This is a genomic window from Streptomyces sp. NPDC001270 (assembly GCF_042896695.1).
Lineage (GTDB): Bacteria > Actinomycetota > Actinomycetes > Streptomycetales > Streptomycetaceae > Streptomyces.
The window spans coordinates 1-26270 of record NZ_JBIAXM010000010.1; the positions used below are offsets into that span (position 1 = coordinate 1).

Below are 26270 nucleotides of genomic sequence, written 5' to 3' on the forward strand. Positions count from 1 at the left end.
ACGCGTCGTCGTCATCGACTGGACCGAAACCGGCGCGTCCCCACCCACCGCCACCGAACCGACATGGATCTGCCGCGACACGCGGCGCTCGGCGAGCTTGGTCGGAACGGACGGCATGCCGAGAGAAATCGCAGTCATCTGCTGTGCAACCCCAAGTCGTGGATCAAGATCCGGCCCGGAGAGCGGGCTCCAGGCTCCAGGCTCCGAGATTACGCCACGGCGGCCGAGGCCAGCACATCACCATGCGTAAACCCCACCATCGGGCGGCGGGCGGGAAACGCGTGTTCCCGCCCGCCTCCAACACCGTGTGGCTACGAGATTTTCACGGGGTTAACGACGTCGGCGATGAGGACGAGGATCGTGAAGCAGATGAACACTCCGGCCACGACATAGGCCACCGGCATCAGCTTCGCCACGTCGAACGGGCCCGGGTCCGGGCGGCGCAGGACCTTGGCGAGGTTGCGGCGCAGGGCCTCCCACAGGGCGCCCGCGATGTGCCCGCCGTCGAGTGGGAGCAGCGGGAGCATGTTGAACAGGAACAGCGAGAGGTTGAAGCCCGCGACCAGCATCAGGGCCATCGCGAGCTGTTGGGTGGGCGGGATGTCGAGCGTGAAGATCTCACCGCCGACGCGGGCCGCGCCGACCACGCCCATGGGCGAGTCGGGCTGGCGCGGGGCGCCGTCGAAGGCCGCGTTCCACAGGGCCGGGATCTTGCCGGGCAGGCCGGCGATGGAGTCGACGGCCTCGCCGATCCGGTCGCCCATCCAGGTCACGGAGTCCCCGAAGTCCTGGCGGACGACGCCGGTCGCGGCGCTGAAGCCGAGGAAGCCGGCCGTGACGTACTGGCCCGGGACGATCTGGCCGCTGGAGTCCTTCTCGGCGACCTGGTTGGTGGCGATCTTCGCGTGCAGGGTCAGCTGCTCGCCCTTGCGGTCGACGACGATCGGCACCTGCTTGCCGGGGGTGGCGCGGATGAGGTCGGAGAGCTGGTTCCAGCTCTCGGTCCTGACCCCGTCGAAGGAGACGATCTTGTCGCCGGCCTTCAGGCCCGCGGCGGCGGCCGGGGAGGGCGCGTCGCCCGCCTTGCAGGTGTCACGGTTCTGGCTCTGCGCGATGACGCACTGCGAGACGGAGCTGACGCTCGTCGTCTGCTGGGAGACGCCGAAGCCCATCAGGACGATGAGGAACAGGACGACCGCCAGGACGAGGTTCATGAAGGGTCCGGCGAACATCACGATGACCCGCTTCCACGGCTTGCGCGTGTAGAAGAGGCGGTTCTCGTCGCCGGGTTTCAGTTCCTCGAAGGCGGCCGAACGGGCGTCCTCGATCATGCCGCGCCACGGTGAGGTGGAACGCGCGGTGATCCGGCCGTCCTCGCCGGGCGGGAACATGCCGATCATGCGGATGTAGCCGCCGGCCGGGATGGCCTTGATCCCGTACTCCGTGTCGCCCTTCTTGCGGGACCAGATGGTCGGGCCGAAGCCGACCATGTACTGCGGCACGCGGATCCCGAACAGCTTGGCGGTGGACAGATGCCCCAGCTCGTGCCAGGCGATCGAGAACAGCAGACCGACCACGAAGACGACTATGCCGAGGATCATCATCAGGGATGTCATGCACGCGCCTCCGCGGTCGCCGTCTGTGCTGTCAGTTCCCGGGCCCGGGTCCGCGCCCAGGTCTCCGCTTCGAGGACGTCCGACACGGTGAGCGAAGTTCCCGAACGGTGGGGGTGCCCCCGTTCGAGCGAAGCCGAGCACGGGGGAGTGCCGTGCTCCTCGACGACCCGCGTGACGGTCTCCATGATCCCGTTGAAGGGCAGCGCGCCGTTGCGGAACGCCTCGACGCACTCCTCGTTGGCCGCATTGAACACCGCCGGGGCGGTGCCCGCGAGCCGTCCCACGTGCCGGGCGAGGTCGACCGACGGGAACGCCTCATTGTCCAGTGGGAAGAACTCCCAGGTCGACGCGTTGCTCCAGTCGAAGGCGGGGGCGGCGTCCGGGACGCGTTCCGGCCAGCCGAGTCCGATGGCGATGGGTCCGCACATGTCGGGGGGCGTCGCCTGGGCGAGCGTGGATCCGTCGGTGAACTCGACCATCGAGTGGACGAACGACTGGGGGTGCACGACGACCTCGATGCGCTCGAAGGGGATGTCGTACAGCAGGTGTGCCTCGATGACCTCCAGGCCCTTGTTGACGAGGGTCGCGGAGTTGATCGTGATCACCGGGCCCATGGCCCAGGTGGGGTGGGCGAGGGCGTCGTCGACGGTCACGTGCGCCAGCTCGGCCCTGGTACGGCCGCGGAAGGGGCCGCCGGACGCGGTGACCACCAGTTTGCGCACGTCCGCGCGGGTGCCGGCGGCGAGCGCCTGGAACAGTGCCGCGTGCTCGGAGTCGACCGGGATGATCTGCCCGGGCTTGGCGAGCGCCTTGACGAGCGGGCCGCCGACGATGAGGGATTCCTTGTTGGCGAGCGCGAGGGTGCGGCCGGCCTCCAGGGCGGCGAGGGTCGGCGCGAGTCCGATGGAGCCGGTGATGCCGTTGAGGACCGTGTGGCAGTCGGAGGCGGCGACCCGGGTGGCCGCCTCGGGTCCGGCGAGGATCTCGGGGATCGGCTCTCCCGTGCCGTACCGCGCGGTGAGCGCCTCGCGCAGGGCCGGTACGACGTCCTCGCGGGCCACCGCGACGGTCCGCACCCGGAGCCGGTGGGCCTGCTCGGCCAGGAGGGACACCCGGCCGCCGTTGGCGGACAGGCCGGTGACCCGGAAGCGGTCGGGGTTGCGCAGCACGAGATCGATGGCCTGGGTGCCGATGGAACCAGTGGAGCCGAGGATCACCACGTCCTTCGGACCGTCTCCCGCGAGGGGGTCGTAGACGAGGTGCGGGTCGGCGAGGGGCGCCGGGCTGGCGGGACTGTCGGTCATCCCCCCATTGTTGCCGCAAGCGGTGCCCGGAAGGACAGCGCGTCCCCCGGCCGCGTGCCATGTCTGGGCTTGGCGCGGAAGTGACCGAATTCCTCGTTTGTGGAGCAGCCGTGAAGATCTCGTGATAGCACTGCTGTTCCTGACTACTTCCCGGGGGGAATTCCCATGCACCTGCGTGCCACCCTGCCCGCTGCCCTCGTGGGCGCCGCGCTGCTCACCGGCACCCTGCTCAGCACCCCGGCCGCGGCGGCCGGCGGTGTGACGATCCACCACGTCTGGTTCGACAGCCCCGGCTCGGACAACGGGTCCAACGCGAGCCTGAACGCCGAGTGGGTGCAGCTCAAGAACACCAGCCGGTCGGCGGTGTCCGTCAAGGGCTGGGTCCTGAAGGACGCCGCCAACCACAGGTACGTCTTCCCGGACATCCGGATAGGCGCGGGCAAAACCGTGAAGGTGCACACGGGCAAGGGCAGGAACACCGCGTCGGACCGGTACCAGAACCGCCGCGCGTACGTGTGGAACAACACCAGCGACACCGCCACCCTGACCCGGGCGAGCGGCGCGAAGGTCGACTCCTGCTCCTGGACGACGCGGGATCCCAGCGACAAGTGGTGCTGACCTCCGGGTATCGGGGGCCGGTGACAAGGGTGCCGACCTCCGGGTGCCGGGGTGCGGCCGTCACCTGCGCGAGGTGACGGCCGCACCGGGCACCGGCGCCCGGTCGCGTCCTGACCGGGCGCCGGCCGTCACCTGATGGGGCGATGCACGTTCGGCCGGGTGCTGGGGCCGGGGGTCGCGTCGGCGATCCACGGACCGTCGCCGGACGGATCGACGATCCCCTGCTCCAGCCACTCGTAGACGCCGCCGAGGACGCCCTTGACGACCTTGCGGTCGACGTCGTCGGTGTTGACCCACAGGCGGCCGAACAGCTCGTCGATCCGGATGCGGGCCTGGTGGCAGAAGGCGTCGGCGAGCTGGTACGCCTCGCGCCCGTGGTCGCCCTGGCTGCGCAGCAGTTCGGCCCGGACGCAGGCGGCGCTCATCGCGAACAGTTCCGCGCCGATGTCCACGATCCGGCCGAGGAAGCCCTGCTTGGTTTCCATCCGGCCCTGCCAGCGCGACATGGCGTAGAAGGTGCAGCGGGCCAGCTTGCGGGCGTGCCGCTCGACGTAGCGCAGATGCCCGGAGAGATCCACCTCTCGTTTGAACTCGCCGTACGAGGACGGGAGTTGGCCGGGTCCGGCGACCAGCCTCGGCAGCCACTTGGCGTAGAAGACGCCCGCGTTCGCCCCCGCCTTCGCCTTGTCCGACAGGGGCTTGCCGGGGTCGATGAGGTCACCGGCGACCGCCAGGTGGGCGTCGACGGCCTCCCGCGCGATCAGCAGGTGCATGATCTCGGTGGAGCCCTCGAATATCCGGTTGATGCGCAGGTCGCGCAGCAGTTGCTCGGCGGGCACCGCCCGCTCGCCGCGCGCCTTGAGCGAAGCGGCCGTCTCGAAGCCCCGGCCGCCGCGGATCTGGACCAGTTCGTCGGCCATCAGCCAGGCCATCTCCGAGCCGTACAGCTTGGCGAGGGCGGCCTCGATGCGGATGTCGTTGCGGTTCTCGTCGGCCATCTGCGAGGACAGGTCGAGGACGGCCTCCAGGGCGAAGGTCGTCGCGGCGATGAAGCTGATCTTCGAGCCGACCGCCTCGTGCAGCGCGACCGGCTTGCCCCACTGCTCCCGGACCGCGGACCATTCGCGCGCGATCTTCAGACACCACTTGCCGGCGCCCGCGCACATCGCGGGCAGCGACAGCCGTCCGGTGTTCAGGGTGGTCAGCGCGATCTTCAGGCCGGCCCCCTCCGGGCCGATCCGGTTGGCCGCCGGGACCCGCACCCGGTGGAAGCGGGTGACGCCGTTCTCGATGCCGCGCAGGCCCATGAAGGCGTTGCGGTTCTCGACGGTGACGCCCTCGGCGGACGCCTCGACCACGAAGGCCGTGATGCCGCCCTTGTGGCCCTCGGACTTCGGCACCCGCGCCATGACGACGAGGAGATCGGCGACCACACCGTTGGTGGTCCACAGCTTCACCCCGTCGAGGACGTAGTTCTCCGGGTCCTCCCCGTCCGGGACGGCGGTGGTGGCCAGCCGCGCCGGGTCGGAGCCGACGTCCGGCTCGGTCAGCAGGAACGCCGAGATGTCGGTGCGGGCGCAGCGGGGCAGGAAGGTGTCCTTCTGCTCCTGGGTGCCGAAGAGTTTCAGCGGCTGCGGCACGCCGATCGACTGGTGGGCGGAGAGCAGCGCGCCGATCGCCGGGCTGGCCGAGCCGACCAGGGCGAGGGCCTTGTTGTAGTAGACCTGGGTGAGGCCGAGGCCACCGTACTTGGTGTCGATCTTCATGCCGAGCGCGCCGAGTTCCTTGAGGCCGTCGACGACCTCGTCGGGGATCTGCGCCTCGCGCTCGACCCGGGCCGAGTCGATCTTCGTCTCGCAGAAGTCGCGGAGCTTGGCCAGGAACTCCTCGCCGCGCTGGACGTCGTCGTCGGCCGGGAGGGGGTGGGGGTGGATGAGGTCGAGGCGGAAGCGGCCGAGGAACAGTTCCTTGGCGAAGCTGGGCTTGCGCCAGTCCTGTTCCCGGGCGGCCTCCGCGACCTGGCGGGCCTCGCGCTCGGTGACCGTGCGCTTGGTGGTGGGGGCGGACATGAGGCTCACCTCGCCGCGAAGAGGGATGGTGCGGACCGTTCGTTACCGACCAGTGCTACTGGATCGTTGGTACCCGAAACGGGCGGCACCCACCAGTCCTCGCGCAGCCCTCGTGGGCCCGCCGGGGCGCCTTGCCCCCGGCCCCGGGCCCGGGGACGGACGCGGTTGCGCACCGTGTGGCCATTGGGCCGTCCGGGGGACACGCGGTCCCGCGGCGGGCCGGTACCGGGCGGGTCCGCAGGCGGGCTCCGGCGCCCTTCTTCGCCCGGTGCGCGAAGAAGGGGCCCGGCACCGGAAGGCAGCGGTGCCGGACCCCTTCGGGGACGACGATCGAGCGTCACGGACGACTGTAGCTGAAAATGATTCCCATGTGCTAGTGGGTGCCGTCAGCCGGTCCGGAGGTGCCGTCCGGTCTCAGAGCGCGAGCCCGGTCAGCACCAGCACCCGCTCGTAGGTGTAGTCGTCCATCGCGAACTTCACTCCCTCACGGCCGACACCGGACCGCTTGGCGCCGCCGTAGGGCATCTGGTCGGCACGGTAGGACGGGACGTCGCCGATGACGACACCGCCGACCTCCAGCGCGCGGTGGGCGCGGAAGGCGGCCTCCAGGTCGTGGGTGAACACGCCCGCCTGGAGGCCGTACTTGGAGTCGTTGACCGCCGCGAAGGCCGCGGCCTCCCCCTCCGTCCGCTGCACGGTCAGGACCGGCCCGAAGACCTCCTCGCGGGAGATCGTCACATCGGCCGGGACGTCGGTCAGGACGGTCGGCGCGTAGGCGGCGCCGTCGCGCTTGCCGCCGGTCAGCAGCCGGGCGCCCGCCGCGACCGCCTCCTCGACCCAGGACTCGACGCGCTCCGCGGCCGCCTCGCTGACCAGCGGGCCGACGTCGGTCCGCTCGTCCGCGGGGTCGCCGGTGACCTGGGCCTCGACGGCGGTGACGATGCGCGGCAGCAGCCGGTCGTACACGGCGGCGTCGGCGATCACCCGCTGCACGGAGATGCAGGACTGGCCGCCCTGGTAGTTGGAGAAGGCCGCGATGCGGTTGGCGGCCCGGTCGAGGTCGGCGTCGCTCGCGAAGTCGGCGAGGACCACCGCCGCGCCGTTGCCGCCCAGCTCCAGCGTGCAGTGCTTGCGCGGCACCGAGTCCATGATCGAGTAGCCGACCTTGTCGGAGCCGGTGAAGGAGATGACCGGCAGCCGCTCGTCCTGGACCAGCGCGGGCATCCGGTCGTTGGCGACCGGCAGGATGCTCCAGGAGCCCGCGGGCAGCCCGGACTCGGCCAGCAGCTCACCGATGGCGAGGCCGGTCAGCGGGGTGGCCGGGGCGGGCTTGAGGATGATCGGGACGCCGGCGGCGATCGCCGGGGCGATCTTGTGGGCGCACAGGTTCAGCGGGAAGTTGAACGGCGCGATGCCGAGCACGGCGCCCTTCGGGAAGCGGCGGGTGAGAGCCAGCCGGCCCTGGCCACCGGCGTCGGTGTCGAGCCGCTGGGTCTCGCCGCCGTTGAACCGGCGGGCCTCCTCGGCGGCGAACCGGAACACGGACACGGCACGGCCGACCTCGCCGCGCGCCCACTTGACCGGCTTGCCGTTCTCCGCGGATATCAGCTGGGCGATCTCCTCGGCGCGTTCGGCCAGGCGCCTGCCGGCCTGGTCGAGGGCGCCTGCCCGGACGTGCGCCGGGGTGGCGGCGAACTCGTCCCGCACAGCGTGTGCGGCGGCCACGGCCTCCTCGACCTGGGCGTCCGTCGGCACACTGACCTTGCCGACGAGCCGCCCGTCCCACGGGGAGGTGACGTCGAAGGTGTCCTCGCCGGTGACCTGGCGGCCGGCGAGCCAGAAGGCGTGGGTGGAAGTCATCTCAGAGATCCCAGCCCTTCCGCATCGGGGATGTTCTTGGCTTCGTGGTCCACCGTAGGCCCGGCGCGGCCCGGGGTCGCTTGTCCGAGTCGTAGCACTGCGGACGCGGCTTTCTACAGATTGTCGTACCGGGTCAGTCGCAGGAGACCACCGAAGTCGAAGTCGAAGCCGGCCGAGGGCTACTCCGCGCCCGGCGCCGCCTTCAGGGCCAGCCACAGGTCCATCCGGACGTCCGGGTCGTCCAGGGAGCGGCCGAGGATCTCCTCGACCCGGCGCATGCGGTACCGCAGTGTGTGCCGGTGGACGCCCAGGTCGGCCGCCGCCGCGTCCCACTGCCCGTGCCGGGAGAGCCACGCCCGCAGCGAGGCCACCAGATCGCCGCGGCCGGTCGCGTCGTGCTCGTGCAGCGGGCGCAGCAGCCCGTCCGCGAACGCCTTCACCGCGTCGTCCGCGAGCAGCGGCAGCACGGACCCCGAGGCCAACTGGTCGTGCTCCACGAGCACCCGGCCGCGCCGCCGCGCCACCGACAGCGCCTGCTCGGCCTGTTTGTAGGCGGCGGCGGCCGCGATCGGCCCGGCCGGCGCCGACAGGCCCACGACCAGTTCGTCCTCCTCCCCGGCCGTCGGTCCGGGGACGGCCCGCGCCGCCTCCAGCGCCGTCGCGTAGCGCAGTCCGGCCGCCACCGCGGCGCCCTCGTCGGCGGCCAGCACCACCAGCCGCTCGCCCTCCGGCACCACCAGCACGGCCTCGCCGGAGCGCGCCGCGGCGGACTCCACGGACTCGGCGAGCCCGCCCAGCGGGTCGCCGGCCGCCTCCACGGCGGCGAGCGCGGTGACCGCGCCCGGCTCGGCCGACGGCCCGCGCGCGCGCCCGTCGGCGTGCGCGCGGGCGGCCGATCCGGAGACCCGCTCGGCGACGATCACCCGGAACGGCGCGTCGAGCAGCCCGTCGTAGAGGTCCCCGGCGACCGCCCGAGCGTGGTCCGGCTGCCCGGCGAGCAGCATGCGCAGCACGGCGGCGCCGAGCCGCTGCTGAGCCGCGTGCAGCGACCGGGAGCGCTCCGTGGTCAGGGTGAGCAGGGCGACGGCGGAGTGCACCGCGTACCGCTCGGCGGTGCCCAGCGGGGCGGCGGTGCCCACGGCGAGGGCGGCCCTCGGCCGCCGTCCCGTGCCGAGCGCGTGCAGTTCGACCCGGTCCTCGCCCTCCGGTGCGTCGGCCACCGACGAGGCGGGCGCGGGCCGCTCCCACAGCCGCTCCACGTCCGGAATGAACCGGGCGGCCCGGCGGCCCGCCCACTCCGGCGCGGTGGCGGCCACGGCGCCCGTGGCGTCGTACAGCGCGGCCCAGCCGTCGAGTTGCGCGGCAAGCGCGGCCAGCAGCCCCTCGGTGCCCGCGTTCAGGGCCTGCCGGGTCAGTTCCCGCTGGGCGGCGAACCCGGCGGTCACCGCCCGGTACTGGTCGGCGGTGATGGCGGCGGACACCGCCTTGGAGATCGCGAGGAACGGGGTGCGGCGCGGCACCTCGATCAGCGGCAGCCCCTCCTCCCCCGCCGCGTCGAGCAGCGCCTCGGGGATCTCCGCGTAGGTGACGCCGACGCCGAAGCCGAGTCCGACGACCCCGGCGCCGACCAGCCGCCGCACGTAGCGGCGCATGGCCTCGGGGTTCTCCGCGTCCAGCTTCAGCGCGGTGATCAGCAGCAGTTCCCCGCCCTCCATGTACGGCACGGGGTCGGCCAGCTCGCTGACGTGCGCCCAGCGGACGGGTACGTCGAGGTGGTCCCCGCCCGCGCGCACGGTGAGTTTGAGCGCGGGGTGACGGACGAGCGAGGCGAGCGTCGGGGGCATGCATGCCTTCGGTTCGGAGAGATCGGGTGACCACGCGGAGATCCGGTGATCATGGTGATCTTTTGGCCGCCGCGTATGAACAGCCTATGCCGATTCCTACTGACTGTACGGTGAGCCGGTTCTCACACCGACGGACCGCCGAGGCATCCGCTCGTCAGCCGCGGAGATCCACCAGCAACGGCGGAGCGTGCTCGCCCCGCACCGACGTCAGGGAGAGCACCGCGTGCCCCGGCGGCATCGCGTGGGCCAGTTCGGAGGCGGACCAGCGCTCCCGCTCGACCTGCCGTACGGTGACGGCCCGCGCGGTCGGCGCCTTGCCGGTGATCACCCGGCGCACCATGTGCACGGCCTTGCCCGCCGGGGTCTCGGCGATGATCTGCCGGTCGGTCACGTCCCGGGCCTCGGTCCACTCCTTGCCCCACACCTCGGCGAAGTCCTGCCCGTCCCACGGCGTGAGCCCGGCCAGCGCCATCCGGCAGCCCGCGGCCCCGAGCAGCGGGCCGCGCAGCGGCCGGGGTACGTCGTCCAGGGTGCGCAGGGTGAGCACGGCACCGGCGTTGCCCGACCGCAGCCGCTGGATGCCCCGCACCGATTCCGGGGTCACCACGCCGGTCGCGTCGTCCAGGACCAGGCAGGCGAACAGCGACCGGTCCTCCCGTACCGCCACGCTCGCCGTGAACTGGGCGAGCACCAGCCGGGCCAGGATCCGCGAGGCGTCCGCGTGCCCGCGCTCGGGCAGGTCGACACGGACCCGCACGGGGTGGTCGAGGGCCTTGAGTGAGAACGGCCGGGACTGCCCCGAGGTGTCGAAGAACCCGGCGAAGGCGGGCCGGTCGAGCAGCGCGATCCGGTCGGCGAGCACCGCGCCCACGTCCCCGGGATGCCCCGACTGCCGCTCCCGCGCGTCGAGTTCACGCAGCAGCGACTCCTGCCCGGTCTCCTGCACGGCCTTGCGCAGCGCGGCCAGCGGGCCGGGGGTGCCGTCCAGCAGCCGGCGCAGTTCCGGCACGGAGGGGAAACGGCCGTGCGCCGCCCGGAACGGGCCGAGCAGCTGGGCGAGGACGGTGGTGGAGCGCCGGCTGTCGCTGCCGGGATGCGGGTCGGCCAGGTCACCGACGAGGGCCTCGGCGAGTATGGCCGCCGCCTCGTCCGGGTCGGTGGTGCCGCCGTACAGGTCGAGGTCGTGGACCGAATCGGGCTGGGCGATCCGTACGACGACGTCGTAGGCGTCGGCCGGGCCGAGTCCGGCGCCCGCCGCGCCGACCACCACGACCGAGGCACGGCCGGCGAGCGCTTGCAGGCACAGCGACTCGGCGAGCGGCCGGACGATGCCGCCGGTCTTGCCGGAGCCGGCCGGGCCCACGGCCAGCAGCGAGGTGCCCAGCAGTTCGGGGCCGAGGGCGAGGCCGCTGCCGCGGTACTGGTAGGGGTTGCGCGGATCGTCCGCGGTGGTGCCGAGCCGCACCTGTCCGGTGACCAGGTCGTGCCGGGCCTGCCGCCCGGGCAGGTCGCGCGCGCCGGACGGGTGCGGGCAGGCGGCGGCGCCGTGCCGCACCACGGCGTCCGAGAAGGCGGCCATGCTGTGCCGGCCGCTGCGCACGCCCTGCCAGGCGCGTGCGATCCGGGCCTGGTCGACGTCCCGCATCAGTCCGGTCCGGGCCTCCGCACCGAGCCGTTCGGCGGCGTCCACCGCTCCGGCGGCGCGCAGCGCGGGCCACTGCGCGGGGTCCTCCTCGGGGGCGGGCGGGCGCTCGGCGGCCGGGGCGGCGGAGGTCCAGGCCGGCGGGCCGAAGCGCCGCCAGACCTCGGCCCAGCGGCCGAGCCTGCCGACGACGAACATGATGGCGAGGGCGATCAACGTGTAGTAGCCGTACCAGAGGACGGCGTTGCCCACGCGGTCGTCGCTGTGGCGCCAGGAGTCCGGGGTGAACAGTTCGAGCGGCAGCACCCACCAGCTGCCGAGGTAGCCGTTCCACAGCAGCGACCAGACCAGCCAGCCCACCAGGAACGCGATCACCGCTCCGCTGAGCAGCTGACGCGCCGGTGTCCGCTCGGGCTCCTCGGCCGGGCGCGGCCGGTGGCCGAACCGCCAGATGCCGGGTGGCGCCTGCGGGCGCGACGTGCGCAGCCAGGCCAGGAACGCCGAGCCGTCCGGCAGCGGCGGTACCCCCGGTGGCATCGCGGGTCGCGGCGGCACCGCGGCGCCGTCCTGCGGCATCGCCGGACGCGGCACGGGGTTCGCGTGCGTGCCCCGCGCGTCCTGCGTCCCGTCGCTGTCCATCGCCCTTGCCCCCTGACCAGCCGTTCCGATCACCGTCAGCGAGTCAATCTAACGCCCTCGCAAGGGGAGTTCACCGCATACGCGGCCGAGACCGCGCACCGCCCGGCCCGCTCGCTATGTCCATCGCGGACAACCGCGCCCGGCGACACCACCCACATGGAGCATGCCCACCGCCCCCCGGCGGCCCTAGCCTGCGAAGAAAGAAGGCAAGCGTCCGCAATCGCACCGCCCGGCACCGCCGGGGGAAACCCGCCCGGTACGCACGATCATCAGGGAGCCCTCATGTCCGCACTTCCGCAGGAGCGTCGCGTCGTCACCGCCATCCCCGGTCCGAAGTCGCAGGAGTTGCAGGCCCGCCGCACCGCAGCGGTCGCCCGGGGTGTGGGTTCCGTCCTGCCGGTGTTCGTCAACCGCGCGGGCGGCGGCGTGGTCGAGGACGTCGACGGCAACAGCCTCATCGACTTCGGTTCCGGCATCGCCGTGACCTCCGTCGGCGCCTCCGCCGAGGCCGTCGTCCGCCGGGCCTCCGCCCAGCTGGCCGACTTCACCCACACCTGTTTCATGGTCGCCCCGTACGAAGGCTACGTGGCCGTCGCCGAGGCGCTGGCCGAGCTGACCCCGGGCGCTCACGCCAAGAAGTCCGCGCTGTTCAACAGCGGTGCCGAGGCCGTCGAGAACGCGGTCAAGATCGCCCGCGCATACACCGGGCGGCAGGCGGTCGTCGTCTTCGACCACGGCTACCACGGCCGGACCAACCTGACGATGGCGCTGACCGCCAAGAACATGCCGTACAAGCACGGCTTCGGGCCCTTCGCCCCCGAGGTGTACCGGGTCCCGGTCGCCTACGCCTACCGCTGGCCGACCGGTCCGCACAACGCGGGTCCTGAGGCCGCCGCGCAGGCCATCGACCAGATCACCAAGCAGGTCGGCGCGGACAGCGTGGCCGCGATCATCATCGAGCCGGTGCTCGGCGAGGGCGGCTTCATCGAGCCGGCCAAGGGTTTCCTGCCCGCGCTCAGCCGGTTCGCCGCCGACAACGGCATCGTCTTCGTCGCCGACGAGATCCAGTCCGGTTTCTGCCGCACCGGCCAGTGGTTCGCCTGCGAGGACGAGGACATCGTGCCCGACCTGATCACCACCGCCAAGGGCATCGCGGGCGGGCTGCCGCTGGCCGCCGTCACCGGCCGGGCCGAGATCATGGACGCCGCGCACGCGGGTGGCCTGGGCGGCACCTACGGCGGCAACCCGGTCGCCTGCGCCGGTGCGCTCGGCGCCATCGAGACGATGAAGGAGCTGGACCTCAACGCCAGGGCGAAGAACATCGAGGCGGTCATGAAGCCCCGGCTGATCGCCATGGCCGAGAAGTTCGACCTCATCGGTGACGTCCGGGGCCGCGGCGCCATGATCGCCATCGAGCTGGTCAAGGACCGTGCCACCAAGGAGCCTGCCCCGGAGGCGGCCGCCGCGCTCGCCAGCGCCTGCCACCAGGAGGGCCTGCTGGTCCTGACCTGTGGCACCTACGGCAACGTGCTGCGCTTCCTGCCGCCGCTGGTGATCGGCGAGGACCTGCTCAACGAGGGCCTCGACATCATCGAGCAGGCGTTCGCGCGCATCTGAGACCACCCTCGACCGACCGACGAAGGCCCAGCTCACGCACCGGATGCCCGGCGCATCGGCCCCACCCGTCCCGCCCCCGTCCGCCGCCGTGGCGCGGGGGCGGGGGTGGCGGCCGTCAGGCCGTGTGAAGAAGGTGTGCGAGGTGGATGGCGGGAGGTGATTCCGCCTGTCGCAGGGCCACCCGCTGCCGTAGGTTCTGATCCAGATGAGAGATACACCCCGCCCACAGGGGACTGTGGGCGACATCAGGCCGGGGCCTCCCCAGCTTCGACCTGGTCGTGCCCTCGCGCACACACCCGGGGCCTCCGGCTCCGGTTCTCCTCACCGATCGGACGGTCGCTCGCCCCAAACCCCCCGGGGCGCGCGACGTTCCGATCCGGACGGCCGCCTCGGAACTACCCCCCCTGTTCCGGGGCGGCCGACCTCCTTCCTCCTTCTCCCGGGCCTGTCGGCCCTGCTGCTTGCCCTGATCACCTGGCAGGTCGCGGCCGACGGGCCCTTGGTGCGTGCGGACGAACGGCTGAGCCGCGTCCTGCGCCACCCGGACCGGCTCTCCGGACTCCTCGCCGATCTGGGCAACGTCCAGATCGCGGTCCCGGTGCTCGTGGCCGCGCTGGTCCTCGGGTCCTGGCAGGCCCGCCGGGCGGGCGCGGACCGCTGGTGGGCACCGCCCGCCGTGGCGGCCGTGCTGATGGCCCTGGTGCCGGCCGTGGTCGTCCCCCTGAAGGACTGGATCGCCCGCCCGGGCACCCCGGCCGTGCCGCCGGGGCTCGGCTACTACCCCTCGGGCCACACCGCCACGGCGGCCGTCGCCTACGGCGGTGCGACGCTGCTCCTGCTGCCCCACCTCGGCGGCGCCCGCGCCCGCCGCGCCCTGGCCGGCGGCTGCGTCGCCGTCAACCTGGCCGTCGGCTTCGGTCTGGTGCGGCACGGCTACCACTGGCCGCTGGACGTGCTGGCCAGTTGGTGCCTGGGCGCCGTGCTGCTGTGCCTGCTGTGGCCGCTGACCGGCCGGGGCGGCGGGCCGGTCGGCCGAAGCAGGAGCCGACGTTCCTCCGGAACTCCCACCCAAGGGGATCAGGCGAGAGGACGCTGAAGGAACGCCCGCCGCCACGGGCCGGTTCAGCGAGGGGTGGTCGACGGGCGAGCAGCCAGGGGCACGTACGGCCCGGGCGGGCGGCACAGCGCACGCTCGACGACCGGCGGAGCCGGGCGGGTCGCAGGCGCTGGGGACCCGCCCCGCCCGGCCGAGGTCAGCCGAAGTAGGCGTCGAAGTTCTTCTGGAACTCCCAGTTGGAGAACCGGTCCCAGTTGATGGACCACGTCATCAGTCCGCGCAGGGCGGGCCAGGTGCCGTGGGTGGTGTACGAGCCGCAGTTCGTCTTCTTGGTCAGGCAGTCGAGGGTCTTGGTGACCTCGGACGGTGCCACATAGCCGTTGCCCGCGTTCACCGACGCCGGCATGCCGATCGCGACCTGGTCGGGGCGCAGCGGCGGGAAGACGTTGTTGGCGTTGCCCGCGACCGGGAAGCCGGTCAGCAGCATGTCGGTCATGGCGATGTGGAAGTCGGCGCCGCCCATGGAGTGGTACTGGTTGTCCAGACCCATGATGGGACCGGAGTTGTAGTCCTGGACGTGCAGCAGGGTCAGGGCGTCGCGCAGGGCGTAGATGACCGGCAGGTACGCCCCGCAGCGCGGGTCCTGGCCGCCCCACTGGCCGGTGCCGTAGTACTGGTAGCCCATCTGCACGAAGAACGTCTCCGGGGCCATGGTCAGCACGAACTTGTCGCCGTACTTGGCCTTGAGGGTCTTCAGGGCGGAGATGAGGTTGACGATCACCGGGGTGGTCGGGTTCTTGAAGTCCGTGTCGCCGGTGTTCAGGGACAGCGAGTGGCCCTCGAAGTCGATGTCGAGGCCGTCGAGGCCGTAGTCGTCGATGATCTTCGAAACGGAGGAGACGAAGGTGTCCCGGGCCGCGGTCGTGGTCAGCTGGACCTGGCCGTTCGCGCCGCCGATGGAGATCAGCACCTTCTTGCCCGCGGCCTGCTTGGCCTTGACTGCGGCCTTGAAGTCGGCGTCGCTCTCCACGTTCGGGCACTCGGTGGCCGGGCAGCGGTTGAAGCGGATGTCACCCGAGGTGGCCGAGGCCGGCTCGCCGAAGGCCAGGTCGATGACGTCCCAGCTGTCGGGGACGTCGGCCAGCCGGGTGTAGCCGGAGCCGTTGGCGAAGGTGCTGTGCAGATAGCCGACGAGGGCGTGGGCGGGCAGGTCGGTGGAGCCGCCGCCGGTTCCCGTCGAGGTGGTCGCGGTCACGGTCGCGGACTTCGCGGACTCGCCCGCGTCGTTGACCGCGGTCACCTGGAAACCGTAGGCGGTGGCGGCGGTGAGTCCGGTGACGGTCGCCGAGGTGCCGCTCACCGTCTGGACCTTGGCGCCGTCCCGGTAGACCGCGTAGCTCGTCGCGCCCGTGACGGCGGACCAGGACAGGGCGACGCTGGAGGAGGTGACGGTGCCGGTGCGCAGACCGGCCGGCGCGGCGGGCGGCTGCTGGGTGGCGCCGCCGGGGCCGGTCAGGGAGACGTCGTCGGCGTAGTAGGCGCCGGTGCCGTACCAGCCGTGGGTGTAGATGGTGACCTTGGTGGTGCTGGGGCCGGTGCGGAAGGTGGTGCTGAGCTTCTGCCAGTCGGGGGCGGACTGGGTCCAGGTGGAGACGTCGGTGGTGCCGGTGCCGCTGGCGCCGAGGTAGACGTAGGAGCCGCGGACGTAGCCGGACAGGGTGTACTGCGCGTCGGGCTGCACGGACACGGTCTGCGCGCACTGGGCGTTGTCGCTGCCGGCCGGGGTGGCCTGCAGCGCCGCGGTGCCGGCGTGCACGGGTGAGGCGACGGTCGTACCCGCCGGGCAGGTCCAGCCGTCGAGGCCGGATTCGAAGCCGCCGTTGGGGGTACCCCCGGCCGAGTCGGTTCGAGGCTGGGGGAGGGCGAGGTCCGCGTCGGCCGCACGGGCGGCCGACGAGAGCACGGTGATGCCGGGCACGGCCAGCAGTGCGGCCGTGAGCGCGGCGAGGACGGTTCTGGTACGGGTGGTGGATCTGGTGCCGTTGGGGCGGTCCACAAGGGCCTCCGGGCAGGGGGGAATGGGAGGGTGGAGCGCGCTCAACTTGGTCCAGACCAATCCGGCTGTCAAGACCTCTGGCACTCACCCGGGCCGTACCGCCCGGCTAGGCGCCGCCGTCCACGACCTTTCCGGCCGCCGCCTCGTGCATCGCCAGCTCCAGCAGTGCCGGGTCGGTGAGCGTGCCGGAGCCGTCCGGAGCCACCAGCCAGCGCACGCCGCGGGTCACCCGGCCGGGATACGGCACGACGATCCAGGTGCCGGGCCCGACCGCGCGGATGCCGGTGCCGAGCCAGCGGGCGGCGGTGCCCGCCGGCACGAAGAAGCCCACCCGGTCGGCCCCGGAGTCGCCCAGCACCGGGCCGGGCCGGTCGAGGACGCGGATGAGCACGTCGAGCGTGGGGTGGCCGAGCGCGCCCGGCAGGATGAGCACGTCCCACGCCTTGCCGGCGGGCAGCAACGCGACCCCGTGCGGGTTGCGCTCCCATTCCCAGCGGCAGGACTCGGGGTCCGGTGCGACGGATGCCAGCCATTCGACTGCCGTCTTCGCCCCAGTCATCACAGAAACCTCCCTCTCTGTCGTGGACGCCGATGGCGCCACACGAGGGAGACAGGACCCTGCGGCCCGCATTACGCGAGTTCATCACCCCAGCCGAAGTGACCTGGATCACATCAACACCCCACCGGGGACACGGGGAACTACACGGCCAGCCCCAACCCACCTCATAGGGGCGCGGGGAACTGCGCGACCAGCCCCCACACACCGGCACATAAAAAACAACCCCACCCCACCCCACCCCAGCGGAGCACTAGCTGTCGAAGCCGAGCCCCAGCCGGTCCATCGCCCGCAACCACAGATTGCGGCGCCCGTCATGGCTGTCCGCGCGGGCCAGCGACCACTTGGTGAGGGCGATGCCGGTCCAGGCGAACGGCTCGGGCGGGAACGGCACCGGCTTGGTGCGCACCATCCGCAGCGCGGTGCGCTCCGTCCGCTCCCCGGCCAGCAGGTCCAGCATCACCTCGGCGCCGAACCGGGTGGCGCCGACGCCGAGACCGGTGAAGCCCGCCGCGTACGCCACCTTCCCCTGGTGGGCGGTGCCGAAGAACGCCGAGAACCGCGAGCAGGTGTCGATCGCGCCGCCCCACGCGTGCGTGAAGCGGACGCCCGCGAGCTGCGGGAAGCAGGTGAAGAAGTGCCCGGCGAGCTTGGCGTACGTCTCCGGGCGGTGGTCGTACTCGGCGCGCACCCGGCCGCCGTACGGGTAGACCGCGTCGTAGCCGCCCCACAGGATCCGGTTGTCGGCGGACAGCCGGAAGTAGTGGAACTGGTTGGCGCTGTCGCCGAGGCCCTGCCGGCCCCGCCAGCCGACGGACGCCAGTTGCCCGGGCGTCAGCGGCTCGGTCATCAGCGCGTAGTCGTAGACCGGGACGGTGTAGGCGCGTACCCGCCTGACCAGGTTCGGGAAGACGTTGGTGCCGAGCGCGACGCGGCGGGCGCGGAGCGCGCCGTACGGGGTGCGGACCGCCATCCCGGCGCCGTACGGCCGCAGGGTCAGCGCGGGCGTGTGCTCGTACACCCGCACCCCGAGCCCGAGACAGGCGCGTTTGAGGCCCCAGGCGAGCTTGGCGGGGTGCAGCATGGCCACGCCCCTGCGGTCCCACAGACCGGCCCGGAAGGTCGGCGAGTCGACCTGTTCGCGCACGGCGTCCGCGTCCAGGAAGTCGATGCCGTCGGCGAGCCCCCTCTCGCGCAGCTCCCGGTGCCAGGCGCGCAGTTCTCCGGCCTGGTAGGGCTCGGTGGCGACGTCGATCTCGCCGGTGCGCTCGAAGTCGCAGTCGAGGGAGTACCGGTCGACCGCCCGCTCGATCTCGTCGAGGTTGCGGGCGCCCAGTTCCTCCAGGCGGTGGATCTCGTCCGGCCAGCGGGCCAGGCCGTTGCTCAGACCGTGGGTGAGGGAGGCGGCACAGAAGCCGCCGTTGCGGCCCGAGGCGGCCCAGCCCGTCTCGCGGCCCTCCACCAGCACCACGTCCCGCCCGGGGTCGCGCTCCTTGGCGAGGAGCGCGGTCCACAGGCCGCTGTATCCGCCGCCGACGACCAGCAGGTCGCAGGTCTCGGCGCCGATGAGGGCGGGCTCGGCGCGGGGCCTTGCGGGGTCGTCCAGCCAGTACGGGACCGGCTGGGCCGCGGAGAGCGACGCGGTCCATTCGCTGGTACGGCTCATGGCACCTGGGGCCATGATGTCAACTCCCTACGAATCCCTGCGAAGGGGGCCACCGGGGGTTTCCCGCGCGCGCTCACGCCTTCTGCCTGTTGCGGCGGTTTCCGACGGCCATGGAGGCCAGGACGAGCAGTACGGCGACGAGGAACATGGCCGTACCGATGACATTGATCTGCACGGGCGTGCCGCGCTGGGCCGAGCCCCACACGAACATGGGGAAGGTGACGGTCGAGCCCGCGTTGAAATTGGTGATGATGAAATCGTCGAAGGAGAGCGCGAAGGAGAGCAGCGCGCCCGCGGCGATCCCGGGGGCCGCGATGGGCAGCGTGACCCGCAGGAAGGTCTGCACGGGCCCGGCGTACAGGTCGCGGGCGGCCTCCTCCAGGCGCGGATCCATCGACATCACGCGGGCCTTGACCGCGGTGACGACGAAACTGAGGCAGAACATGATGTGGGCGATCAGGATCGTCCAGAATCCGAGCTGCGCGCCCAGGTTGAGGAACAGGGTGAGCAGTGAGGCCGCCATGACGACCTCGGGCATGGCCATGGGCAGGAAGATCAGCGAGTTGACGGCGCCGCGCGCCCGGAAGCGGTAGCGGACCAGCGCGAAGGCGATCATGGTGCCGAGGACGGTGGCGCCGACCGTCGCCCACACGGCGATCTGGAGGCTGATGGACAGCGACCCGCACATGTCGGCGACCCCGCACGGGTCCTTCCAGGCGTCCAGGGAGAACTGCTGCCACGCGTAGTTGAAGCGTCCCTTGGGCTTGTTGAACGAGAAGACCGTGACGACGACGTTCGGCAGCAGCAGATAGCCGAGGGTCAGGAGTCCCGCGATGACGACGAGACGGCGCTTGAGCCAGCTGACGACGGGCATTCAGACCAGGTCCTCCGTCCCCGCCCTGCGGATGTAGAAGGTGACCATGAAGAGGATCGCGGCCATGAGGATGAAGGAGAGCGCGGCGGCTGTCGGATAGTCCAGGATCCGCAGGAACTGCGTCTGGATGACGTTGCCGATCATCCGGGTGTCGGTGGAGCCGAGGAGTTCGGCGTTGACGTAGTCACCGGCCGCCGGGATGAAGGTCAGCAGCGTGCCGGAGACCACGCCCGGCATGGACAGCGGGAAGGTCACCTTGCGGAAGGTGGTGAACGGCCTGGCGTACAGGTCGCCGGCCGCCTCGTGCAGCCGCCCGTCGATGCGTTCCAGCGAGGTGTACAGCGGCAGGATCATGAACGGCAGGAAGTTGTACGTCAGACCGCACACCACCGCCAGCGGTGTGGCCAGCACCCGGTCCCCGGCGGTCCAGCCGAGCCAGTCGGTGACGTCCAGCAGGTGCAGTGAGTGGAGCACGCCGACGACCGGTCCGTTGTCCGCGAGGATCGTCTTCCAGGCGAGGGTGCGGATCAGGAAGCTGGTGAAGAACGGCGCGATCACCAGGACCATGATCAGGTTCCGCCAGCGGCCCGCGCGGAAGGCGATCAGGTAGGCCAGCGGATAGCCGAGGAGCAGGCACAGGACGGTCGCCGCCGCCGCGTAGTAGACCGAGCGCAGGAACTGCGGCCAGTACTCGCCGAACGCGTCCCAGTAGGTCGCGAAGTGCCAGGTGACCTTGTAGCCCTCTTCCAGGGAGCCCGTCTGCACGGACGTGGACGCCTGGTAGATCATCGGCAGCGCGAAGAAGATCACGAGCCAGAGGATGCCGGGCAGCAGCAGCCAGTACGGGGTCCAGCGGCCGCGCCGGGCCTTCTTCTCCGGCGTCCCGGCGGTCGGCGGCGGCGCCTCGGTGAGTGTCGACATCGCTACGCGGCCTCTTCCTCGGCGCTCTCCACACCGGCGGAGCCCCCTGTCCCGGCCAGCAGGGACTGCGAGGCGTCGAGGCCGAAGGTGTGGGCGGGGCTCCAGTGCAGGACCACGTCGGCGCCGGGCACGAGCCGGCCGTCCCGGTCGACGTTCTGCACGTACACCGCGAACTCTGGGCAGACGGCGCTGTCGACGACGTACTGCGTGGAGACGCCGATGAAACTGGCGTCGGCGATGGTGCCGGTGATGCGGTTGCGGCCCTCGGGTATCGCGCCCGCGTCGTCGGCGTGGGTGAGGGAGATCTTCTCGGGGCGGACGCCGGCCAGCACCTTGTCGCCGGTCCGCGCACGGGCGGAACACCGCGCCCTGGGCAGCACCAGCTTTCCGCCGCCCGCCCGCAGGACGAGGTCGTCGCCGTCGGCGGAGCCCACCTCGGCCTCGATGAAGTTGGAGGTGCCGAGGAAGTTGGCGACGAACGTGCTCCGCGGGTTCTCGTAGAGGTCGGTGGGCGAACCCAGTTGTTCGACCCGGCCGGCGTTCATCACCGCGACCGTGTCGGCCATGGTCATGGCCTCCTCCTGGTCGTGGGTGACATGGATGAAGGTGATGCCGACCTCGGTCTGGATCCGCTTCAGCTCCAGTTGCATCCGGCGGCGCAGCTTGAGGTCGAGGGCGCCCAGCGGCTCGTCCAGGAGCAGCACCTTGGGGTGGTTGATCAGGGCGCGGGCCACGGCGACGCGCTGCTGCTGGCCACCGGAGAGCTGGTGCGGCTTCTTGCGTGCCTGCTCGCCCAGCTGCACCAGGTCGAGCATCTCCTCGACCTGCTTCTTCACCGACCTGATGCCGCGCCGGCGCAGACCGAAGGCGACGTTCTCGTAGATGTCCAGGTGCGGGAAGAGGGCGTACGACTGGAAGACCGTGTTCACCGGCCGCTTGTACGGCGGCAGCTGGGTCACCTCCTGGTCGCCGAGGTGCACGGTGCCCGAGGTCGGCTCCTCCAGGCCCGCGATCATGCGCAGGGTGGTGGTCTTGCCGCAGCCGGAGGCGCCGAGCAGGGCGAAGAAGGAACCCTGCGGCACCGTCAGGTCCAGCGGGTGCACGGCGGTGAAGGAGCCGTAGGTCTTGCCGATGCCGGAGAGGCGGACGTCGCCGCCGCTGTCTGTGCTGGTCATCCTCGTCACGCCCCTGTGAGCTTCGCGAACTTCGCTTCGTAGGCCGTCTCTTCCTTCTGCGTCAGCGCACGGAAGGCGTGGGACTCGGCCTGCATGGCACGGTCGGGCAGGATCAGCGGGTTCTCCGCCGCGGACTTGTCGATCTTCTCCAGGTAGGGCTTCACGCCGTCGACGGGAGAGACGTAGTTGACGTAGGCGGCGAGCGCGGCGGCCTCCTCCGGCTGGTAGTAGAAGTCGATCAGCCGCTCGGCGTTCGTCTTGTGGCGCGCCTTGTTGGGGATCAGCATGTTGTCGGTCGACGTCATGTAGCCGCCGGCCGGGATGACGTAGTCGACGTCCGGGTTGTCCGCCTTGAGCTGGACGATGTCACCGCCCCAGGCCACGCAGGCGGCCAGGTCGCCCTTGGAGAGGTCCGAGGTGTAGTCGTTGCCGGTGAAGCGGCGGATCTGGCCCCGGTCGACGGCCTGCTGGAGCCGGGCCAGCACCGCGTCGAAGTCGTCGTCGGTGAATTTCCCGGGGTCCTTGCCCATGTCGAGCATGGTCATGCCCACGCTGTCGCGCATCTCCGACAGGAAGCCGACCCGGCCCTTGAGCCTGGGATTGTCGAGCAGATCGGAGACCGCCCGCACCTCGATGCCGTCGAGCGCCTTCTTGTTGAACGCGATGACGGTCGAGATGCCCTGCCAGGGGTAGGAGTAGGCGCGGCCCGGATCCCAGTCGGGGTTGCGGAACTGGGGCGAGAGGTTGGTGAAGGCGTGCGGCAGGTTGGCCGCGTCCAGCTTCTGGACATAGCCGAGGCGGATCATCCGGGCGGCCAGCCAGTCGGTGAGCACGATGATGTCGCGGCCGGTGGCCTGGCCCGCGGCGAGCTGCGGCTGGATCTTGCCGAAGAACTCGTTGTTGTCGTTGATGTCCTCGGTGTACTTCACCGTGATGCCGGTCCGCCGGGCGAACGTGCCGAGCGTCGGATGGGTCTTCCCGCTCGCGTCGACGTCGATGTACTCGGGCCAGTTGGAGAAGTCGACGACCTTCTCCGTGGCCGAGTGGTCCTCGGCGGACGTGCCGCCCTGCGTCCGGCCGGCCGCGGGGATCCCGCAGCCGGTCAGCGCCCCGAGTCCGCCTGCCGCGAGCAGACCGCCCGCGGAGGCACGCAGCAGTGAACGGCGGGTGGGGGCGGCCCTGCCGTCCCGGAGACTGCGCCGCACGGCGGCCGCTCGGACCGGGGTGTGGCGGTCGGGCTCGTACTGCTCCATGCGCGTGCTGCCCTTTCGGGAGGGATGGTGCGGCACGGCCGTGGTCAGCGGCCGGCCGGTCTCGCTATCGGTCCTGCCTGTCCCCGAAGATCGTGCGGTGCCAGTCCTTGCGGGCCACCGCGGTGTTGTCGAACATGACGTGCTTCACCTGCGTGTATTCCTCGAACGAATAGCTGGACATGTCCTTGCCGAAGCCGGACTGCCGATAGCCGCCGTGCGGCATCTCGCTGATGATCGGGATGTGGTCGTTGACCCAGACACAGCCCGCCTTGATCTCGCGGGTGGCACGGTTCGCCCGGTAGACGTCCCGGCTCCACGCCGAGGCGGCGAGGCCGTACGGGGTGTCGTTGGCCAGCCGGATCCCCGCATCATCGCTGTCGAACGGCAGAACGACCAGCACCGGACCGAAGATCTCGGACTGGACGGCCTCGCTGTCCTGTGGCGCGTCGGCGATCAGGGTGGGCCGATAGTACGCGCCGTTCGCCAGATCTCCCAGGGGTGCCTCACCGCCGGTCACCACGCGCGCGTAGCCGCGGGCCCGGTCGACGAAGCCGGCCACGCGGTCGCGCTGAGTGTGCGTGACCAGCGGGCCGAGGTCGGTGCCTGGGGCGAACGGGTCGCCGAGCCGGACGCTCTCCATCAGGGCGGCGGTCCGCTCGACGAACGCCTCGTAGAGCGGGCGCTGCACGTACGCGCGCGTGGCGGCCGTGCAGTCCTGCCCGGTGTTGATGAGGGCGCCGGCGACCGCTCCGTTGACGGCGGCGTCGAGGTCGGCGTCGTCGAAGACGACGAAGGGGGCCTTGCCGCCCAGCTCCAGGTGGAGGCGCTTGACGGTGGCGGTGGCGATCCCGGCGACGCGCTTGCCGACGGCCGTGGAACCGGTGAAGGAGACCATGGCCACGTCGGGATGGCCGACCAGGTGCTCCCCCGCCTCCGCGCCGGTGCCGGTGACGATGTTGACGACGCCGTCCGGGATGCCCGCGGCGGTCGCGGCCTCAGCGAACATCAGCGAGGTCAGCGGGGTCAGCTCGGCGGGCTTGAGCACGACGGTGTTGCCCGCGGCGACGGCCGGGAGGATCTTCCAGGCGGCCATCTGGAGCGGGTAGTTCCAGGGCGCGATCGAGCCGACGACACCGATCGGCTCGCGGCGGACGTACGACGTGTGGTCGCCGGAGTACTCACCGGCGGACTGGCCCGGGAGATGTCGGGCGGCGCCCGCGAAGAACGCCGTGTTGTCGACGGTCCCGGGGACGTCGAACTCCCGGGTCAGCTTGAGCGGCTTGCCGCACTGGAGGGACTCGGCGCGGGCGAACTCCTCCGCGCGGTCCGCGAGGACGGCGGCCAGCCGGTGCAGCGCGTCGGAGCGCTCGCCGGGCGTGGCGGCGGACCAGGCGGGGAAGGCCGCGCGGGCGGCGGCGACCGCGGCGTCCACGTCCTTCGGGCCGGCCAGTTCGTAGGCGTACACGTCCTCGCCGGTGGCCGGATCGACCACGGAGTGGATGCGGCCCGACGAACCCTTCGCCGGACGCCCGGCGACGTACTGCGCTCCGGCCGCGAAGCGCTCCCGTGCCGGGAATCGGTCCGGGGCGGCGGTGCCCGGGTTGTGCATGTCGCTCCCCTCCGCCGTCGTCCCGTCCCGGGGGGCGGGTGGCGTAGCTCCAGCTCGATTTGAGTGCCGATCCTGACAGAGCCGGGGGACTCCAACAAGTGATTCCGTTGTTGCCTTTTGGTTACGCGACGGAATCTGTCGACCGGTCGGCGAGGCACCCGGGAATCCGAGGGCGGACTGTCGGTGGTGCCTGCCAAACTGGCGCACATGGGGAGGATCGACTCGATGGAGGCCCTGACCAAGGAGGTCCGGGCGGGAACGCGCGTCAGGTACCTGCACTTCTGGGGGCACCGGCCGCGGGCGGACGGGCGCGTCGGGACGGGGTGTCTCAGCCAGTGGTGGCCGTCACCGTTCACGGTGGCCGGAGTGGAGTACGCGACGGCGGAGCACTGGATGATGGCCGCGAAGGCGAGACTCTTCGAGGACGGGGAGGCGGAGCGCCGGGTGCTGGCCGCCGCCCATCCCGCCCAGGCCAAGAAGGCCGGGCGGCTGGTGCGGGGCTTCGACGAGGCGGTGTGGGAGCGGGAGCGCTTCCGGATCGTGGTCGAGGGCAGCGTGCACAAGTTCGGCGCGCTCGCGGAGCTGCGGGAGTTCCTGCTGAACACCCGGGACCGGGTGCTCGTGGAGGCGAGTCCGGTGGACCGGGTGTGGGGCATCGGACTGGCGGCGGACGACGAGGCGGCGGAGACCCCCGAACGCTGGCGCGGCCTGAACCTCCTGGGCTTCGCCCTGATGGAGGCCCGCGAGCGACTCGCGTCGTCGGGGTGAGGTGAGGAGGGGAGGTGGCGGTGGTCGCGCTTGTGTCAGGGCGGCCGTCGGCACCGGATCGCCCTCCGGGCCTCAGGTGCCGGACGCCGGTCGTCAGATGGTCGCGGAGATCAAGAGCGCCAGCATGGCCAGGGCCAGCACGATGCCGGCCGAGCCGCAGATGATGGCGGCCAGTGCCTGGCCCGGGTTCGTCGCCTCACCCCGTCGGACCCTGCCACGGCCGATCCCGCCGAAGATCACCGCCAGCACGCCCAGCACGAACGCCACCGGCCACATGCAGAAGCCGATCGCCGAGAGGATGCCCAGCACCAGCCCCGCGGTGCCCAGCCCGTTGCTCGGCGGCGGCTGCATGCCGGGCCAGCCGTAGGAGCCGGGACCGGCGGCGGGCGGCACCGGATAGCCCTGGCCCGGTGCGGGCGGCACCGGGTAGCCGTAACCGGCGGGGCCCGGGTAGCCGTACGGGACCTGGCCCGGTCCGCCGGGGGCTATGGGAGGCGGCGGGACGGGCGAGCCCTGGGGCTGGGCGACCGGCGGTGCGAAGGGGGTGCCCGTGGGCGGCCCCGGGTTCGGCGGAGCGAACGGGTGGCCGGTGCCGGCCACCGGTGGTGCCGCGGACCCGGGCGCCGCGTACGGATTCGGCGCCGCGTACGGATTGGGCGGTTCGGCCAGGGGCGGTGTGCCGTCCGGCTGGCTCCAGGCCGGCGGCGAGCCCGCCTCCGGGGAAGGCGTGACCGCGCGGTGGTCGTGCCCAGGGGTCGGGGCCGGAGCCGGGGCACCACCCGGCGCCGCGTCCTCGGGCACCCGGTCGCTGGGGGGCGTGTTCTTGGTCACCCGGTCGGTGGGGGACGCGTCCTCGGTCGTGTGGTCGGCGAGCGGTGTCCACGGATCGGAAGTCATCCCGTCCGGTCCGGCCGACGACGGGACGGAGGCCCAGCCCCCGCGCGTGTCCCACGCCCCGGTGTCCGTACCGGCGGGCGCGGGCCAGGACACCACCGCGGCCCCGCCGCCTGCCGCCCCGCCGCCGGATCCGGCCTGACTGCCGGTAGACGCACCGCCGTTCGCCGCCGTGCCGTCGCCGGCCGCGGGCACCGCGGGACGCTCGTCAGGCGAGGGCGACGGCGAAGGC

At 71.9% G+C, this 26270-nt stretch carries 19 protein-coding genes and 1 pseudogene; 4 read left to right on the top strand and 16 right to left on the bottom strand.

All coding sequences use genetic code 11. The features are described from left to right. The 3 genes and pseudogenes from ACFY2B_RS18080 to dxr all read right to left on the bottom strand — a co-directional run. Positions 1-138: pseudogene (locus tag ACFY2B_RS18080) on the bottom strand (4-hydroxy-3-methylbut-2-en-1-yl diphosphate synthase); the annotation flags it as partial. A 173-nt stretch (positions 139-311) separates the two neighbouring features. Further along, entirely contained in the window at positions 312-1604 is a 1293-nt protein-coding gene (locus ACFY2B_RS18085) for a M50 family metallopeptidase (protein ID WP_390764365.1), read from the bottom strand. Positions 1605-1612: 8 nt separating this feature from the next. Further along, entirely contained in the window at positions 1613-2920 is a 1308-nt protein-coding gene (gene dxr / locus ACFY2B_RS18090; RefSeq protein WP_390764095.1) for a 1-deoxy-D-xylulose-5-phosphate reductoisomerase, read from the bottom strand. Between the two features lie 165 nt (positions 2921-3085). Here dxr and ACFY2B_RS18095 point away from each other — a divergent pair, with 165 nt between their 5' ends. After that, positions 3086-3538, top strand: coding sequence for a lamin tail domain-containing protein (locus ACFY2B_RS18095; protein ID WP_390764096.1), 453 nt, complete (start codon positions 3086-3088; stop codon positions 3536-3538). A gap of 128 nt (positions 3539-3666) precedes the next feature. Here the strand turns inward: ACFY2B_RS18095 and ACFY2B_RS18100 are convergent, their stop codons facing one another. The 4 genes from ACFY2B_RS18100 to ACFY2B_RS18115 all read right to left on the bottom strand — a co-directional run bounded on the left by ACFY2B_RS18100 (position 3667) and on the right by ACFY2B_RS18115 (position 11592). Further along, the gene (locus tag ACFY2B_RS18100; protein ID WP_390764097.1) at positions 3667-5607 is read right to left on the bottom strand and encodes an acyl-CoA dehydrogenase family protein; all 1941 of its coding nucleotides are present in this window, start codon (positions 5605-5607) and stop codon (positions 3667-3669) included. Positions 5608-6021: 414 nt separating this feature from the next. Then, positions 6022-7467 carry an aldehyde dehydrogenase family protein gene (locus ACFY2B_RS18105; RefSeq protein WP_390764098.1) on the bottom strand — a complete coding sequence of 482 codons (1446 nt, stop codon included), beginning with the start codon at positions 7465-7467 and terminating at the stop codon, positions 6022-6024. 179 nt (positions 7468-7646) lie between these two features. Further along, positions 7647-9311 (bottom strand): PucR family transcriptional regulator, encoded by a 1665-nt coding sequence (locus tag ACFY2B_RS18110; RefSeq protein WP_390764099.1) that lies wholly within the window; start codon positions 9309-9311, stop codon positions 7647-7649. 154 nt (positions 9312-9465) lie between these two features. Further along, entirely contained in the window at positions 9466-11592 is a 2127-nt protein-coding gene (locus ACFY2B_RS18115; RefSeq protein WP_390764100.1) for an ATP-binding protein, read from the bottom strand. 282 nt (positions 11593-11874) lie between these two features. Between ACFY2B_RS18115 and gabT the strand changes: the two genes are divergently transcribed. Both gabT and ACFY2B_RS18125 read left to right on the top strand, forming a co-directional pair. Continuing rightward, on the top strand, positions 11875-13209 hold the full coding sequence (gabT, locus tag ACFY2B_RS18120; RefSeq protein ID WP_390764101.1) for a 4-aminobutyrate--2-oxoglutarate transaminase: 1335 nt from the start codon (positions 11875-11877) through the stop codon (positions 13207-13209). A gap of 502 nt (positions 13210-13711) precedes the next feature. Next, on the top strand, positions 13712-14305 hold the full coding sequence (locus ACFY2B_RS18125) for a phosphatase PAP2 family protein (protein WP_390764102.1): 594 nt from the start codon (positions 13712-13714) through the stop codon (positions 14303-14305). A gap of 157 nt (positions 14306-14462) precedes the next feature. Here the strand turns inward: ACFY2B_RS18125 and ACFY2B_RS18130 are convergent, their stop codons facing one another. The 8 genes from ACFY2B_RS18130 to ACFY2B_RS18165 form a co-directional block, all read right to left on the bottom strand. Beyond that, complete coding sequence (locus ACFY2B_RS18130) at positions 14463-16322, bottom strand: chitinase (protein WP_390764103.1); 1860 nt, start codon at positions 16320-16322, stop codon at positions 14463-14465. A gap of 106 nt (positions 16323-16428) precedes the next feature. Further along, a complete protein-coding gene (locus ACFY2B_RS18135) occupies positions 16429-16881 on the bottom strand; it encodes a hypothetical protein (protein ID WP_390764104.1) in 453 nt (150 codons plus the stop codon). A gap of 250 nt (positions 16882-17131) precedes the next feature. Next, positions 17132-18559, bottom strand: coding sequence for an NAD(P)/FAD-dependent oxidoreductase (locus ACFY2B_RS18140; protein WP_390764105.1), 1428 nt, complete (start codon positions 18557-18559; stop codon positions 17132-17134). A 58-nt stretch (positions 18560-18617) separates the two neighbouring features. Next, positions 18618-19418 carry an ABC transporter permease gene (locus ACFY2B_RS18145; protein ID WP_376536566.1) on the bottom strand — a complete coding sequence of 267 codons (801 nt, stop codon included), beginning with the start codon at positions 19416-19418 and terminating at the stop codon, positions 18618-18620. Continuing rightward, positions 19419-20339: an ABC transporter permease gene (locus ACFY2B_RS18150; protein ID WP_390764106.1), complete on the bottom strand. Its 921-nt coding sequence runs from the start codon at positions 20337-20339 to the stop codon at positions 19419-19421. A 2-nt stretch (positions 20340-20341) separates the two neighbouring features. After that, positions 20342-21514 carry an ABC transporter ATP-binding protein gene (locus ACFY2B_RS18155; RefSeq protein ID WP_390764107.1) on the bottom strand — a complete coding sequence of 391 codons (1173 nt, stop codon included), beginning with the start codon at positions 21512-21514 and terminating at the stop codon, positions 20342-20344. A 5-nt stretch (positions 21515-21519) separates the two neighbouring features. Then, positions 21520-22767, bottom strand: coding sequence for a spermidine/putrescine ABC transporter substrate-binding protein (locus ACFY2B_RS18160; RefSeq protein WP_390764108.1), 1248 nt, complete (start codon positions 22765-22767; stop codon positions 21520-21522). Between the two features lie 64 nt (positions 22768-22831). After that, positions 22832-24376: a gamma-aminobutyraldehyde dehydrogenase gene (locus ACFY2B_RS18165; RefSeq protein WP_390764109.1), complete on the bottom strand. Its 1545-nt coding sequence runs from the start codon at positions 24374-24376 to the stop codon at positions 22832-22834. Between the two features lie 207 nt (positions 24377-24583). Here ACFY2B_RS18165 and ACFY2B_RS18170 point away from each other — a divergent pair, with 207 nt between their 5' ends. Next, positions 24584-25144: an NADAR family protein gene (locus ACFY2B_RS18170; protein ID WP_390764110.1), complete on the top strand. Its 561-nt coding sequence runs from the start codon at positions 24584-24586 to the stop codon at positions 25142-25144. Between the two features lie 93 nt (positions 25145-25237). Here ACFY2B_RS18170 and ACFY2B_RS18175 read toward each other — a convergent pair whose 3' ends face one another. Continuing rightward, on the bottom strand, positions 25238-26041 hold the full coding sequence (locus ACFY2B_RS18175; protein ID WP_390764111.1) for a DUF4190 domain-containing protein: 804 nt from the start codon (positions 26039-26041) through the stop codon (positions 25238-25240). Positions 26042-26270: the final 229 nt, after the last annotated feature.

Coding starts and splice junctions, on each gene's coding strand:
- ACFY2B_RS18095 (WP_390764096.1), top strand. CDS start 3,086: ATGCACCTGCGTGCCACCCTGCCCGCTGCCCTCGTGGGCGCCGCGCTG.
- ACFY2B_RS18105 (WP_390764098.1), bottom strand. CDS start 7,467: ATGACTTCCACCCACGCCTTCTGGCTCGCCGGCCGCCAGGTCACCGGC.
- ACFY2B_RS18145 (WP_376536566.1), bottom strand. CDS start 19,418: ATGCCCGTCGTCAGCTGGCTCAAGCGCCGTCTCGTCGTCATCGCGGGA.
- ACFY2B_RS18110 (WP_390764099.1), bottom strand. CDS start 9,311: ATGCCCCCGACGCTCGCCTCGCTCGTCCGTCACCCCGCGCTCAAACTC.
- ACFY2B_RS18160 (WP_390764108.1), bottom strand. CDS start 22,767: ATGGAGCAGTACGAGCCCGACCGCCACACCCCGGTCCGAGCGGCCGCC.
- ACFY2B_RS18155 (WP_390764107.1), bottom strand. CDS start 21,514: ATGACCAGCACAGACAGCGGCGGCGACGTCCGCCTCTCCGGCATCGGC.
- ACFY2B_RS18140 (WP_390764105.1), bottom strand. CDS start 18,559: ATGGCCCCAGGTGCCATGAGCCGTACCAGCGAATGGACCGCGTCGCTC.
- ACFY2B_RS18100 (WP_390764097.1), bottom strand. CDS start 5,607: ATGTCCGCCCCCACCACCAAGCGCACGGTCACCGAGCGCGAGGCCCGC.
- ACFY2B_RS18135 (WP_390764104.1), bottom strand. CDS start 16,881: ATGACTGGGGCGAAGACGGCAGTCGAATGGCTGGCATCCGTCGCACCG.
- ACFY2B_RS18175 (WP_390764111.1), bottom strand. CDS start 26,041: ATGACTTCCGATCCGTGGACACCGCTCGCCGACCACACGACCGAGGAC.
- ACFY2B_RS18085 (WP_390764365.1), bottom strand. CDS start 1,604: ATGATGATCCTCGGCATAGTCGTCTTCGTGGTCGGTCTGCTGTTCTCG.
- ACFY2B_RS18150 (WP_390764106.1), bottom strand. CDS start 20,339: ATGTCGACACTCACCGAGGCGCCGCCGCCGACCGCCGGGACGCCGGAG.
- ACFY2B_RS18170 (WP_390764110.1), top strand. CDS start 24,584: ATGGGGAGGATCGACTCGATGGAGGCCCTGACCAAGGAGGTCCGGGCG.
- gabT (WP_390764101.1), top strand. CDS start 11,875: ATGTCCGCACTTCCGCAGGAGCGTCGCGTCGTCACCGCCATCCCCGGT.
- ACFY2B_RS18115 (WP_390764100.1), bottom strand. CDS start 11,592: ATGGACAGCGACGGGACGCAGGACGCGCGGGGCACGCACGCGAACCCC.
- dxr (WP_390764095.1), bottom strand. CDS start 2,920: ATGACCGACAGTCCCGCCAGCCCGGCGCCCCTCGCCGACCCGCACCTC.
- ACFY2B_RS18165 (WP_390764109.1), bottom strand. CDS start 24,376: ATGCACAACCCGGGCACCGCCGCCCCGGACCGATTCCCGGCACGGGAG.